Origin of the sequence: Streptomyces sp. NTH33 (assembly GCF_003236365.1) — a bacterium.
Lineage (GTDB): Bacteria > Actinomycetota > Actinomycetes > Streptomycetales > Streptomycetaceae > Streptomyces.
In genome coordinates, this window is sequence record NZ_POTZ01000154.1 from 1 (window position 1) to 13,900 (window position 13,900).

A 13,900-nucleotide genomic window follows, 5' to 3' on the forward strand; every position below is an offset into this window, starting at 1 on the left:
GCCCCGCGCCCCGCGCCGCTCGCCGCCGCCCCGGCGGCAGGCGCGCACGGGACGCCGGCGGCCGGGGCGGTGCCCTCCAGCGCCCCGGAGCCGATCGCGATCGTCGGCATGGCCGGCCGTTTCCCCGGCGCCCGCAACGCCGAGGAGCTGTGGGACCTGCTGATCGACGGACGGGACGGCGTGACCCGGGTGCCCCCCGGCCGCTGGGACCCCGACGCTCTCGCACCCGGGACCGTCACCACCGACCAGGGCGGATTCCTCGACGACATCGACCGCTTCGACGCCGGATTCTTCTCCGTGCCGGCGCGCGAGGCCGAGAACCTCGATCCCCAGCAGCGCACCCTCCTCGAATCGGCATGGCACGCCATGGAGGACGGCGGCATCGACCCGCGGTCGCTGCGCAACTCGCGTACCGGGGTCTTCGTCGGCATCAGCTACGGCGACTACGCCCGCCTGCTCGCCGCGGACGGACCCGACGCAGTCGACGCCTACTACAGCACCGGCACCGCGCTGAACGCGGCGGCCGGACGGATCGCCTACACCCTGGGCCTGAACGGCCCGGCCGTCGCCGTGGACACCGCGTGCTCCTCGTCGCTGGTCGCCCTGCACCTCGCCGTCGGCTCACTGCGCTCCGGCGAGAGCGACGCCGTGCTCGCCGGCGGTGTCAACGTCATGCTCGATCCTGCCTCCTGGGCCGCCGTCAGCCAGGCGCACATGCTCTCGCCCGACGGACGGTGCCGCACCTTCTCGGCCGACGCCAACGGCTTCGTCCGCTCGGAGGGCTGCGGTGTCGTGGTGCTCAAGCGGCACGGCGACGCCCGCCGCGACGGCGACCGGGTGCTCGCGGTCATCCGCGGCAGCGCCGTCAACCAGGACGGAGCGTCCTCCGGACTGACCGTGCCCAGCGGCCTGGCCCAGGAGACCATGCTCCGGACCGCGCTGGCCCAGGCGGGCGTCGAGGGCGGCGACGTTTCCTACCTGGAGGCGCACGGCACCGGCACCGCCCTCGGCGACCCGGTCGAGCTCGCCGCCGCCTGGCGGGTGCTCGGCCCGGGACGGAAGCCCGGCCGCCCGCTGCACGTGGGCTCGGTCAAGAGCAACATCGGCCACTGCGAGTCCGCCGCCGGCATGGCCGCCCTCTTCAAGACGGTGCTCGCGCTGCGCCACGACGTGATCCCCGCCAACCTCCACTTCACCGAGCCCAATCCGCACGTCGACTGGTCCGGCATGAACATGCGGGTCGTCGACACCGCCACCGTGTGGCGCCGCGGCGACGGGCCCCGTGTCGCCGGTGTGTCCGGGTTCGGCTTCACCGGCACCAACGCGCACCTGGTCGTCGCCGACGCTCCCGAAGAGGTGCCCGTGACGGCACCCGCACCGCAGGAGCCCCCGTCCCGTCCGGTCACCCGGCTGATCCCGCTGTCCGCCCCCGACCCGGACGGCCTCGACCGCCTCAGCGCCGCCTGGGCGGTGCGCCTCGGCGACGCCGCCGACGAGGAGCTGGACGCGCTCGCCGCACAGGCCGGAGCGGGCCGCGCCCACTTCCGGTACCGGCGCGCCCTGCTCGGTACGACCGCCGAGCAGCTCGCCGAGCAGCTGAGCGCCCCGGCCGGCTCCGCCGCCGGTGCCCCGCGCATCGCGTTCCTCTTCTCCGGACAGGGCAGCCAGTACTTCGGCATGGGCCGCGAACTGTACGAGAGCGAACCGGTGTTCCGGGAGACGTTCGACGCCTGCGACCGGGTCCTGGCGCCCGCGCTCGGCGCCCGTCTGGCCGACCTCCTGTACTACGGCGACGACCGGGACGCGGTCAACGAGACCTGGGTCACCCAGCCCGCGCTGGTGACCCTGGAGCTCTCCCTCGCCGCGCTGTGGGAGGCCCGGGGCGTGCGGCCCGCCGTCGTCATGGGACACAGCGTCGGCGAAATCTCCGCCGCGATCACGGCCGGTGTGATGGACCTGTCCACCGGACTGGAGCTGATCGCCCACCGCGCCCGGCTGATGCAGGGCACGGAACGCGGCGCGATGCTCGCCGTCGTCGCCACCGAGGAGCAGGTCACCGAGTGGACGGCGGCGACGGATCTCGACGTCGCGGCCGTCAACGGACCGCGGTCCGTGGTGGTGTCCGGCTCCGTCGACGCCGTCGAGGCGCTCGCCGCCCGGCTGAAGGAGGACGGCGTACGGGCCCGCAGGCTCGGGGTGTCGCACGCCTTCCACTCCCGGCTGCTCGAGCCCGCCCTCGCCGAGTTCGACGAGGTCCTCGCCCCGCTCGCGTTCCGTGAGCCGACGCTGTCCATCGTCTCCAACGTGACCGGTCGGCTCGCCGGCACCGGCGAGTACGACGCTGCGTACTGGCGCCGTCATGCGCGCCTGCCCGTGCGGTTCCACGACGGGGCGCGCAGCCTCGCCGGGCTGGGGATCGACATCTGCCTGGAGATCGGTCCCGACCGCACCCTGGCCAACCTGGTCGCCGGCGCGGAGCTCTACCCCGCGCCCGCCACCGTCTCGTCGCTGCGCCGGGGCACCGGCGACGGCGCGGCGCTGCTCGCGGCGACCAAGGCGCTGTACCTGGGCGGCCAGGACATCGACTGGTCGCGCACCTCCCCGCGGCGCGCCGCCGCTGGCACGCCCGCGCCGCGCTACCCGTTCGCCCGGACCCGGCACTGGACCGCCGCGGGCGGCGGCGCCGCCCCGGCCGTGCGGCGACCCGACCCGCAGGCGCCCGCCTGGGGAAGCCCGCTGCGCTCGCCCGCGCTCGGCGGCCGTGTCTGGACCACCGTGCGCAGCACCGAGTACCCGGCCCACCTCACCGACCACCGCCTCTTCGGCGTCGTCTCGGTGCCCGGCGCCTCCCAGACCGCGACCGTCCTGTCCGCACTCGGCAGTGGGGGAGCGCCGGTCGTCCTGGAGGACCTCCACTTCCCGCGCGCCCTGGTGCTGCGGGACGGCGAGCACTACGACCTCCAGATCGTCGAGGAGACCCACGAGGGCCGCTCCCGCGGCATCAGCGTCCACAGCCTGCTCGACCCGGAGCGCGGGCGCTGGCAGCAGCACCTGGCCGCACGGATCGGCGAACCGCCCGGCCCGGCCGCGGTGGACGCGCGCCGCGCCGCGCCACCGGACCCGGCGTCCTTCGCCGCCGGCGCCGACCGGCATCTGACGGGCGACGCCTTCTACGCCCACCTGCGGGCCCTCGGCTACCACCTCGGGCCGTCCTTCCGCTGGATCGGGGAGGCCTGGATCCGCGGCCAGGAGGCGCTCATCCGTTTCGTCGAACCGGCGGAGATGAACGAGTCCCCCGACGGCTGGGAGATCCACCCCGGCCTGCTCGACTCCTGCCTGCAGAGCGCGGTGGCCTTCGCCATCACCGGCGACGAGGTGTCCGAGGACGACGGCCTGGCGATCCCGTTCGCCGTCGCCCGCCTCTCGTTCCCCCGCCGACCCGTGCCCGGACAGGACCTGTGGGGCCATGTCCGGGCGGTGGTCGAGGGCGGGACGGACGACGGCCTGCTCCAGGTCAAGGCCGCCGACCTGCACATGTTCGACGGCAGCGGCGCCACCGTCCTCGCCGTGGACGACTTCCGCTTCCGGCGCGCGCCGCGCGCCGTCCTGGAACGCTCGCTGCGCGACGGCGCCCTGCACACCTACGACCTGAGGTGGACGCCGCAGCACGCCCCGGTGGCGGACGACACCGGGACGCGGGCCCTGCGGATCGCCCTGCTCGGCGACACGACACCGGTCGGCTGGGCCCTGCACGCGGCGCTCGCCGCGCAGGGCCACCGGGTCGAGGCCGTGACCGGCACCGGCGACGGCCCCCGGCCGGACCTCGTCCTGGACGCCCGCTTCACCGAGGAGCGGGGCGGCGGGCGGACCGGTCCCGAGGCCGCCCGCGCCGCGGCCCTCGAACTCGCCGCCGCCCTGCAGGCGTCGGAGCGCACCGTCCCCTACGCGGTGCTCGCCGCGACGGACGCCGCCGCCGCACCGGTCCGCGAGACCCTGTGGGGCATGCTCGCCTCGCTGGAGGCCGAGCAGACCGACCGGCTGCTGCTGCGGGTCGGCCTCGGCTCCGGCTGGGAGGCCGCCCCGCTCGCCGCCGCCGTGACCCGGGCCGTCACGGCCGGCGTCCCGGACCCGTGGCTCTCCGTCGGCGGGGACGGCGTCTCGGTGGCCCGGCTGGTCCCGCACGACGGGGAGACTGCACGGGACGACGGCACGGGCACCGGCCTGTCCGGGCGCGGCGGCGCCGCGCTGATCACCGGTGGACTCGGCGCCCTCGGGCTGAGCAGCGCCGGGTTCCTCGCCCGGGCCGGCATCACCGCCCTCACCCTCATGGGCAGGTCCGCGCCGGACGCCACCGCCCGCACGGTCATCGACGAACTCACCGCACGGGGCGTGCGGGTGACGGTCGTGGCCGGTGACGTCACCGACCCCGAGGCGTGCCGCGCGGCCGTGGCGGCGGCCGGCCGGGAGGCCCCGCTGCGCACCGTGCTGCACCTCGCGGGCGTCAGCGACGACCGGGCCTTCGAACGGCTCGACGAGGACGCCTTCGCCACCGTCTTCGCCGCCAAGGCCGAGGGCGCCGCGAACCTGGTGGAGGCACTGGACGGCCAGGACCTGGACGCCCTGGTCCTGTACTCGTCCGCCTCGGCCGTCCTCGGCTCCGCCGGCCAGGCCAACTACGCCGCGGCCAACGGATACCTGGACGGACTCGCGGCACTGCTGCGGGCCCGCGGAGTACCCGCTACCAGCGTCGACTGGGGCCCCTGGGCGCCGAAGGCCCGGGGCGGCATGGCCGCCTCCGCGGCCACCGGACGGGCCATGGAACGGCGCGGTCTGCGGCCCCTCACCGACGAGGAGGCGGAGGAGACGCTGACCACGGTCCTGGCCGGCGGCACCGGAAGCCGGCTCGTCGTGGTGGCCATGGACCGCGACGGCTACGCGGGACAGCTGGACGGCCACCCCCGTGGCGCGCTGGTGCGCCAGCTCGTCTCCCGCCCGGCCCGGGCCGCCGCGGCCCAGCCGCGCCGGGGCCGGCTGGCGGAGGAGCTCGCCGGTCTGGACGCGGAGGAGCGCGGCGAGCGCCTGTACCGGGAGATCCGCGCCCTGGCGGGCGAGGTGCTCGGTGACCCGGGCGCCATCGCCGACGACATCGGATTCACCGAGACCGGCCTGGACTCGATCATGGTGATCGACCTCCGCACACGGCTGTCGGACGCGCTCGGCGTCGACCTGCCAGCGACGGTGGCGCTGGACCACCCCACCGTCTCCCAGCTGGTGGCCTACGTCACCGCCCTGCTGTTCACGGCGGAACCCGCCGCCGCGCCGGCGCCGTCCGGCGAAGAAGCCGCCCCGGTACGGCCCGCGCCCCCCGGGGCGTACACCGCCCCCGCGTCCGCCGCGGAGGACATCGCACCCGAAGCGGACCCGGCGGAACTGTCGTTCGACGAACTCGTCCAAGCCGTACAGGCAGATGTGGGGACAGAGATATGAGCGCCCGAAGCATGGAACCCGCGCAGATCCGGCAGTTGATGGAGGAGCAGCTCAAGCACTCCCGGCGGCTCCAGGCACGCATCCGGGAGCTGGAGGACCGCCGGCACGCCCCCCTGGCGGTGGTCGGGATGAGCCTGCGGCTGCCCGGCGGCCTCGACACCCCCGAGGCCTACTGGGACTGGCTCCGCGCCGAGGGCACAGCGGACTCGGAGATCCCGGCCGAGCGCCCGGGACTGCGGGCCGTCTACGACCCGGTGCCCGGCCGGCCCGGCCACTCCTACGTCGAGCGGGCCGGCTTCCTCTCCGACATCTCCCACTTCGACGCCGACTTCTTCGGCATCTCGCAGCGCGAGGCGAAGCTGCTCGACCCGCAGCAGCGCATGCTGCTGGAGACCGCCTGGGAGGCCCTGGAGCGTGCGGGCATCGCCGTCCGCCGCTCCGACCGGCTCGACGTCGGGGTGTTCCTCGGCATGATGGCCTCCGAGTACAACGAACGCCTCGAGGACCGCACCGACATGACGCGGATCGACCCGTACTACACCACCGGTGGCGGGCTCTGCTTCGGCGCGGGCCGCATCAGCCATGTGATGGGCTTCCGCGGGCCGGTGCTGAGCGTCGACACGGCGTGCTCGTCCTCGCTGTCCGCGCTGCACCTCGCCGTCCGCGCGCTGCGCAACGAGGAGTGCCGCTACGCACTGGTGTGCGGGTCCAACCTGCTGCTGTCGGCGAGCCTGATGGTGTCGCTCTGCCAGACCCGCGCCGTGTCGCCGGACGGCCGGTCGAAGTCCTTCCTCGCCACCGCCGACGGCTACGGCCGGAGCGAGGGCGTCGGCGTCCTGGTCCTGATGCGCCAGGACGACGCCGAGGCGGAGGGGCGGCAGGTGCTGGCCACCGTCCGCGGCTCCGCGGTCAACCACGACGGCGCCGCCTCCGGCCTCACCGCCCCCAACGGGCCCGCGCAGCAGGAAGTGTTCAGGGAGGCCCTCGCCGACGCCCGGGTCACCGCCGGCGAGCTGGGATATGTCGAGGCGCACGGCACCGGCACCCCCCTGGGCGACCCGATTGAGGTCGGCGCCCTGGACGCCGTCGTCGGCGACGCCGTCCGCGAACGGGGCACGCCGCTGCCCATCGGCAGTGTCAAGGCCCGCCTCGGGCACCTGGAGGCGGCGTCCGGCATCGCCGCCGTCATCAAGACCGTCCTGATGCTCCGGAACCGCGAGATCCCCGCCGCACTGCCCGACGACGGGTCGGCGCTCAACCCCCACATCCCGTGGGACCGGCTCTCCGTCACGGTGCCGCGCCGCAACCGGCCGTGGCCGCCCGGGCCCAGGGTGGCCGGTGTCAACTCGTTCGGCATGAGCGGCACGAACGCCCATGTCGTCCTCCAGGGCTACGACGCCCCGGAGCCGGCCGTCCCCGGCGACGCCCGGACCGAGCTGCTGACGCTTTCCGCGAAGGACCCGGTCGCCCTGGAGGAACTGACCGGTGCCGTACGGGCCGCCCTGAAGCAGACCGAACCGGCACAGCTGCCGTCGGTCTGCCACACGCTGCGCGCCGGCCGCACCCCGTTCGCCCACCGCGTCGCCGTCACCGGCACCACCGCCGGTGAACTCGCCGAAGCGCTCGGTGCCGCCCTCGATCTGCGGACCGGGCCCGTGGACGCCCGGGTGCCCGCCGCGCCCCGCACGGCCGTGCTGCGGATCTCCGGTGACGAGGAGCGGCTCGCCGCAGGGCTCGCCGCCCTCACCACGGCGTATCCCGCGGCGGCCGGCGGCGCCGAGGGTGCGGGCACCCCGGCCGCGCGCCTGGTCGGCCTGCTGGGCACCTTCGGCGTCCGGGTCCGCCCGCAGCTCGACGCGGACCTCGGCGACGCGGCCCGGCTGGAGTGGGAGGCGGGCGGCGCCACCCACGCGGCGCCCCTCGTCGGCGACGACCCGGACGAGGCGCCCGCACTGCTGTCCGCCGCGCTCGGCGGGCTCTTCACGGCGGGGGCCGACCTCCGGCTCGACGCGCTGCGCGCACCGGGAGCCCGGTTCACCGGCGACCTGCCGACCTACCCGTTCCAGCGCAAGCGCTTCTGGATCGAGGAGCCGCTCGTCGGGGCGGGCGGCGGCGACGCCGCCGCGACGGCTGCCGGGCACAAGCGCCGTGCGCCCGACCCGGCGGACCGGGAGGCCGTGCGCGCCTATCTGCTGGCCGAGCTCACCGAGGCGCTGCACGCGTCCGAGGAGCCCGACACCACACTGTCGTTCCTCGACTCCGGCGGCGACTCGTTCCTGTCGGTCCTGTTCATCACCAAGGTCGAGGAGAACTACCGGCTCCGGCTGACCGCCGAGGAACTGCCGCTGGACCTGCCCCTCGGGGAGCTCTTCGCGAAGCTCGCTGACGACATCGCGGAGACGGCTGCCGCCGGGAACGCACAGGGGCGGGACGCATGAGCAACTTCGTGCGCCCGCGCAGGCTCGACGATCCCGCCGTCCGCCTGGTGGCCTTCCACCACGCGGGCGGCTCGGCCGCGTCCTGGTTCCCGCTGACCCGTCACGTCCCCGCCGACTGGGACGTGCTCCTGCTGGATCTCCCGGGACGAGGCAAGCGCCACACCGAACCGGCCCTGGAGTCCATGGACGAGATCGTGGCGACGGCCACCGAGGACGTCCTGCCCTGGGCCGAGGGGGCGCCCCTGGTCCTCTTCGGGCACAGCCTCGGCGCGATCGTCGCGCACGAGACGGCGCGGGCGCTCGAGAAGCTGGGCGTCCGCCCCCGCTGGGTCGGGGTTTCGGGCAGAGGGGCGCCCGGCCACGAGGTGCTGACCCGGCTGCCCGATCCCGACAGCCCGGACGAGGAACTGCTGGCACGGTTGCGGGAGATGGGCGGCATGCCGCAGCAGTTGGACGCCGTGCCCGACTTCCGCGACCGTTTCCTGCGGCTCGTCCGCAGCGACCTGCGGGCCGTCGCCGGCTACCGGCCCGACGCCCACCGCACGCCGATGGCCGCCCCCGTCACCGTCTTCGCGGCGACGCACGACGCCTGGGCGCCGATGGTAGAGATGGCGTCCTGGGCACGGCAGACCCGGTCCCGTTTCACCGAACGCGTCTACCCCGGTGGGCACTTCCACTTCCTGGGCGACGCGTTCGGCGGCTTCGCCAGGGACCTGGCCGAGGAGGTCAGGGCCGCGCTCCCGCATGCTTCCCCCGATCTCGTCCGCACGTCCACGTGAGACCCCGCAGGAGGCCGACATCATGACGCCGGAAACCGATCAGCCCGACATCCGCCCACTCATGGCGGGGTTCCCCACCGGGGTCTCGGTGATCACCGCGATCGCGCCCGACGGGGAGCCGTGGGGGATGACCTGTACCTCGCTGTGCAGCGTGGCGCTGAATCCGCCGACCCTGCTGGTCTGCCTGCGCCAGGGCAGCCCGACGCTCCACGCGGTACAGGGCAGCGGCGCGTTCGCGGTGAACCTGCTGCACAGCCAGGCTCGGGCGACCGCCGAGCTCTTCGCGTCCGGCGTACGGGAACGCTTCGACAAGGTTGCCTGGCGCACCGTGGGCGACATCGGCGGTCCGCACCTGCACGAGGCGGCGCACACCGTCGCCGACTGCGCGGTTCACGAGATCCAGAAGGTCGGCGACCACGCCGTGGTGATGGGGCGCGTCGCCGCCATCACCCAGCTCCAGCTCCAGCTTCCGCTGATGTACGGGATGCGCCGCTACGGCTTCTGGACGGACACGGACGAGGACAGGCACCTGGACTACGACTTCATGTCCTGACACCCGCGACGCGCCTCCGGGCCCGGGAGCCCCGCTCCCGGGCCCGGAGGCGCACCGGGGCGCGGGCCGGCGCACTGCGGGCGCTCAGAGGCTGCGGTCCACCGGCCCGCGCCCGGCCCACGACAGTGCGGCGGCCACGGCGAAGGCGGCCGTCACCAGGGTCCAGCCGGCGTTCCAGCCGCCGGCCGAGTCGACGAGCAGGCCGAAGGCCGGCGGGCCGGCCACGAAGCCGGCGAAGAAGCCGAGGGAGACCAGCGCCGAGGCGTGGCCGGTCCGGCCGAAACCGCTGCCCTTGGTCACCGCGACCATGGTGATCGCGTTCGCCGCCGCGGCCGATCCACCGAGCCCCACGGCTCCGGCCCACACCAGCCAGGTCATCGCCCCGGCGGCGGGCAGCAGCAGGGCCGACGCCACCGCGACGACCGCGAGGACGAGCAGTGAGCGGGATACGTCGAGCCGGTCGCTGTACTTCGACCACAGCAGCCTCGCGGCGATGCCGGACACGCCGACGGCGGAGATCAGCGCGCCCGCGCCGCGTTCGCCCAGGGAGAGCCGTTCATGGGCGTAGAGCGGCAAGTACGTGGTGAGGGAGGCGAGGCCGCAGCCGATGAAGAACGAGACGCCCATCAGCCAGCGGGTGGGCGTGTTCGGCGGTGACGGCAGCGACAGGGCCGCCCCGGCCGGCGGCGGGCCGTCCGCCGGCAGCAGCAGCGCCGCCCCGGCCGCGGCCAGCGCGAGCGGCACCACCAGCGCCAGCGCCGTGCGCCACGAGGTGGCCTGCGCCAGGGAGGGCAGGACCAGCCCGGCGGTGAATGCGGCGAGCGGGACGCCCGACTGCTTCACGCCGACCGCCATCGCCCGTCGCGAAGGCGGTACATGAGCGGATATCAGCTTGTTGGTCGCCGGGTTGGCGAGCGACTGGGCCGCACCGCCGAGGACCAGCGCGGCGAGCAGCAGCCCGTAGGTGTGCGACGTGGTCAGTGCGGCGAAGGCGCAGGCGACGAGGGCCAGCAGCAGCGCCAGCGCCCGCCGTCCGCCGACGAGGTCGGCGACATGGCCCGCGTACAGCGACAGCAGGGCCGCCGTGCCGAAGGTCACCGCGGTGAGCAGGCCGAGACGCGGGCCCGACAGTTCCAGGTCGGCGACGAGGAACGGCCCGAGCGCACCGATGGCGTAGAGGACGAACATCGACAGGCCCATGCCGCCCGTGAGGAGGGCGAGGAGGGCCGAGGGAGGACGTGTGGTGCGCAGCGGAGTCTTTTCACCGGGATCAGCCATCACGCTTGCACCCCTGGTCCGTCGATGTGAATATATGGAGACTCTAGACGGCTACTATAGCAAGAGGAGTTCCGGTGCTGCCCCCGAAGAGACCGGAAGTCAAACGGATGCGGGCCCAGCTGACACGTCAACGCATTCTCGACGCCGCCATGCAGCTCTTCTCCGACCGCGGCTACGTCGCCACGACCATCGAGGCCATCGCCCGCCATGCGGGTGTGGCCGTGCAGACGGTCTACTTCTCCTTCGGCAACAAGCAACGCCTGCTGGGCCACCTGATCAGCCTTCATCTGCCGTGCACCGAGGGCCCCGAGGGTTTCACCTCCTTCGCCCGGGTGTCCGAGGCGCTCGCCGTCCGCGACCCCCGCCAGCAAATGCGGCACCTGGCACAGCTCATGAGCACGGTCAACGCGCAGGCGGCGCCGCTGCTGGAGGTACTCCGCAACGTCGCCGTCACCTACGGGGACGGGATGGACGAGTGGCAGGTCAACCGGAGCCGCCGGCGCGCGCTGCACGGCCACTTCGTCGACTCCCTCGCCGAGCGCAGGGTCCTGCGTGAAGGACTCGGACACGAGCGGGCCCTCGACATCTGCGGTGCCCTGCTCGGCCCGGAGCTCTACCACCTGCTCGCCACGGAGCGGAACTGGACCCGGGAGCAGTGGGAGGACTGGGCCTACGACAGCCTGTGCTGCCACCTGATCCAGGGCGCCTGACGGCCCCAGGCCGCTCCCGCCGCACCCGTACTCCGTCGGGGCGGCGCCTGTAGAGGTTATGCAGATCGCCTTCAGACGATGCGCTGCAGACTGCTGAACGGGCACAGCGCCCTGCGCGTCGACGGGGGAGTGGCAAGGGTGGACAGCGGCAGCGACAGCGACAAACGGCCGAGGTTCCTCGTCGTAACGGTGGGTGGCGGCACCGCGTTCCACGCGGCGGTCGCCGGCGCGCTGAGCGGCCTGGCGGATCCTCAGGAGTCCGGCCTCGAGGATCCGCGAGCAGGCCGCCGGCTCGTCACCGGCGTCCCGGAACCCGTGCCGGAACCGCCCGGTCACATCGGCTGGCGCGCCGTCGTCTACCGCGCCCGCAGATACTTGGACCGGGTGGTGCCCGACGCCGAGATCCGCCACCTCACTGCCGGGACCTTCCCGGCCGCCGCCCGGGCGCTGGCCGGCGCGCGGGCCGAGGAGCGCGACGGCGACGACCTGCTCGCCCTCGTCCTCGTCGGGACGGACGGCCCGGACCGGCAGTCGGACGAGGCCGTCGCCGCCGGACTGGCCCTGCTCGGCCCGGCGCTGGACGGTGTGCGCCACACCTTCACCTCCCGGACCGTCCTCGTCTACGACCGGGCCCCGCTCGGCCGGACCCTCCTCGCGGGCCCGTACGGCCGCCGCCGGCTTCCGGACCGGGACTGGGTGCTCGCTTCCGACGTGGTCGTCGCCTTCACCGACTGGGTCCAGCTCGACTACGCCTCCCCGGCGCTGCGCGGCTTGTCGGCCACCGGCCCGTCCCTGCTCGGCGAGGAGCTCGCCGCCTTCCTCCACGCACGCGCCGGCTCCCGCTGGGGCCTGCACTACTACACGGGCTCCGTGGTCTCGGGACTGATCGGCGACCTGGAGGAGCACGCCGCCCGGAGCGGCAACCCCGTGCTGCGCGGCCCCAGTGAGCACAGCCTCGCCTGCGGTGCGCTGGCCCGCTGGCAGCTCGACGAGGCGCCGTTCTTGATCGTGGTCACCAGCGGCATGGTCGACGAGTTCCGCGGTACCCTGGCCAACCTCCGGGAGTCCCGTGCCCGCGGGTTCATCGTCTGCGCCGACTCGCCCACGGACGCCTGGTTCCCCTTCCAGGGCACGGTGCACGCCGCCGAGGACTCCCGCGCGGTGCTGCGCGCCCGGGACATCCCCTTCCACCATCTCGACGACCCGGCCCGCCTGGACGAGCGGCTGCGTGAAGCGTACGCGTCGTACGAGGAGGACCGCGGCCCCGTCGTCCTGCTCGCCACACCGGCGGTGCTGCGCGCTCCGGCGCACGCCGGGAACCGCCGGCCCGTGCCGCCCGTGCGTCCCCGGCCCGTCATGACCGTCCGCGAGGACGAGCTGGCCCCCGTCGTGGAGATCGTCAACGGCGGCCCCGACCGGGTGCTCTGGCAGTGCGGCCGGCTCGACGCGGAGGAGGAGGGCCTGGTCCACGACATCGCGTCACGCGCCGGCATCGCCCTGGCCGACTCGCTCACCCGCCCCGGCACCGTCGCCCGGTTCCGGGACGGCCGTCCTGTGCCGTACTACCTCGGCACGCTCGGGTTGTCCGGTTACTCGGACCGCGTCCACGACTTCCTGCACCGCGGGGGCGGCCTGCGCCCCCGCGACGAGCAGTGCCTCTTCTTCCTCAAGAGCCGTATCCCGGAGGCCGCCACCCCGTTCTCGCCGCGTGCCCTGGCCCGGTCCCTGCGCATCGTGCAGGTGACCCGGGAACGCAGGCACCTGGCGCCCTTCGCGGACCACCCGCTGCAGTGCGACGCCGACGCGTTCCTACGGGCAGTCCGCGCACGGCTCGACGTGCCGGCCGAGCTGCGCGCCCGGCGCGCGCGGGCCATCGCGGAGAGCCGCGAGAGCGCCTCCGACGTGGTGCACACCCTGCCGGTGCGGCCGATGAGCGCCAACTACTTCTTCGCCCGCCTCGGCGGGGTGCTCGAGACCCTTGTCCGCCACCACGGATACACCTGGACCGGCGTCTTCGACGTCGGCCGCGGAGGGCTGTCCGCGATCCGCAACCTGCCCCGCACGGGCGTCGGTTTCTCCGGCTGGTACGGCAGGGCCCTCATGGGCGACTCCCTCCAGGCGGTGCCGGCGCTGGCACTGACCCGGGACGACAACGTCCTGGCGTTCGTCGGTGACGGGGCCGCCGCGCTGGTGCCGGACATCGTGCCCACCCTGGTGCAGGAGGTGACCGTCAACGGACACCGTCTCGCGGGCAACCTCAGCGTCTTCCGGCTGGTCGACGGCGGCCACTCGGTGATCCGCACGTACCGCGAGGGGCGGCAGGCCGGACCCGCCGGGCGCCAGACCCAGGTACTGCACTTGCTGGAGGGCGAAGGGGAGGTCGACTACGGCGGACTGACCGTCGCCCGGCGCCGCCTCGACGACGTCGACCACGACGAACTCGTCGCCCGCCTGCGCAGACCTGGAGCGGTCGACCTCTACACGGTGCCGCTGGAGCACAACAACGAGGGTGACGGCCTGAGTCTGCTCTCCTCGCTCGGCTGGCAGCGCGACCGCCTCACGGACCTGACCTTCACCATGGCCCGGCGGCCGGGCCCGCGCCCCGCCCGCTGACCCGGCCTTTCCGGACCTGTGCGCCGCCGCCCCGTTCCGGGC

Annotated in this window: 7 protein-coding genes; 6 read left to right on the top strand and 1 reads right to left on the bottom strand. The window is 74.5% G+C overall.

Going from position 1 to position 13,900, the window contains the following annotated elements:
- Positions 1 to 69 precede the first annotated feature (69 nt).
- The 4 genes from C1I97_RS16790 to C1I97_RS16805 are packed head-to-tail and all read left to right on the top strand — an operon-like array spanning position 70 to position 9,257.
- Positions 70 to 5,487 (top strand): type I polyketide synthase, encoded by a 5,418-nt coding sequence (locus tag C1I97_RS16790; RefSeq protein ID WP_258382597.1) that lies wholly within the window; start codon positions 70 to 72, stop codon positions 5,485 to 5,487.
- A complete protein-coding gene (locus tag C1I97_RS16795) occupies positions 5,484 to 7,925 on the top strand; it encodes a beta-ketoacyl synthase N-terminal-like domain-containing protein (RefSeq protein ID WP_220040832.1) in 2,442 nt (813 codons plus the stop codon). Before C1I97_RS16790 ends, C1I97_RS16795 begins: the two co-directional genes overlap by 4 nt.
- Entirely contained in the window at positions 7,922 to 8,704 is a 783-nt protein-coding gene (locus C1I97_RS16800) for a thioesterase II family protein (protein ID WP_111004029.1), read from the top strand. Before C1I97_RS16795 ends, C1I97_RS16800 begins: the two co-directional genes overlap by 4 nt.
- A 22-nt stretch (positions 8,705 to 8,726) precedes the next feature.
- Positions 8,727 to 9,257 (top strand): flavin reductase family protein, encoded by a 531-nt coding sequence (locus C1I97_RS16805; protein WP_111004032.1) that lies wholly within the window; start codon positions 8,727 to 8,729, stop codon positions 9,255 to 9,257.
- 84 nt (positions 9,258 to 9,341) lie between these two features.
- Here the strand turns inward: C1I97_RS16805 and C1I97_RS16810 are convergent, their stop codons facing one another.
- The gene (locus C1I97_RS16810; protein WP_258382598.1) at positions 9,342 to 10,535 is read right to left on the bottom strand and encodes an MFS transporter; all 1,194 of its coding nucleotides are present in this window, start codon (positions 10,533 to 10,535) and stop codon (positions 9,342 to 9,344) included.
- Between the two features lie 74 nt (positions 10,536 to 10,609).
- Here C1I97_RS16810 and C1I97_RS16815 point away from each other — a divergent pair, with 74 nt between their 5' ends.
- Together C1I97_RS16815 and C1I97_RS16820 are read left to right on the top strand one after the other, a co-directional pair.
- The gene (locus C1I97_RS16815; RefSeq protein WP_111004030.1) at positions 10,610 to 11,245 is read left to right on the top strand and encodes a TetR/AcrR family transcriptional regulator; all 636 of its coding nucleotides are present in this window, start codon (positions 10,610 to 10,612) and stop codon (positions 11,243 to 11,245) included.
- A 78-nt stretch (positions 11,246 to 11,323) separates the two neighbouring features.
- The gene (locus C1I97_RS16820) at positions 11,324 to 13,858 is read left to right on the top strand and encodes a hypothetical protein (RefSeq protein WP_146608228.1); all 2,535 of its coding nucleotides are present in this window, start codon (positions 11,324 to 11,326) and stop codon (positions 13,856 to 13,858) included.
- Positions 13,859 to 13,900 lie beyond the last annotated feature (42 nt).

Coding starts and splice junctions, on each gene's coding strand:
- C1I97_RS16805 (WP_111004032.1), top strand. CDS start 8,727: ATGACGCCGGAAACCGATCAGCCCGACATCCGCCCACTCATGGCGGGG.
- C1I97_RS16820 (WP_146608228.1), top strand. CDS start 11,324: ATGCGCTGCAGACTGCTGAACGGGCACAGCGCCCTGCGCGTCGACGGG.
- C1I97_RS16800 (WP_111004029.1), top strand. CDS start 7,922: ATGAGCAACTTCGTGCGCCCGCGCAGGCTCGACGATCCCGCCGTCCGC.
- C1I97_RS16810 (WP_258382598.1), bottom strand. CDS start 10,535: ATGGCTGATCCCGGTGAAAAGACTCCGCTGCGCACCACACGTCCTCCC.
- C1I97_RS16795 (WP_220040832.1), top strand. CDS start 5,484: ATGAGCGCCCGAAGCATGGAACCCGCGCAGATCCGGCAGTTGATGGAG.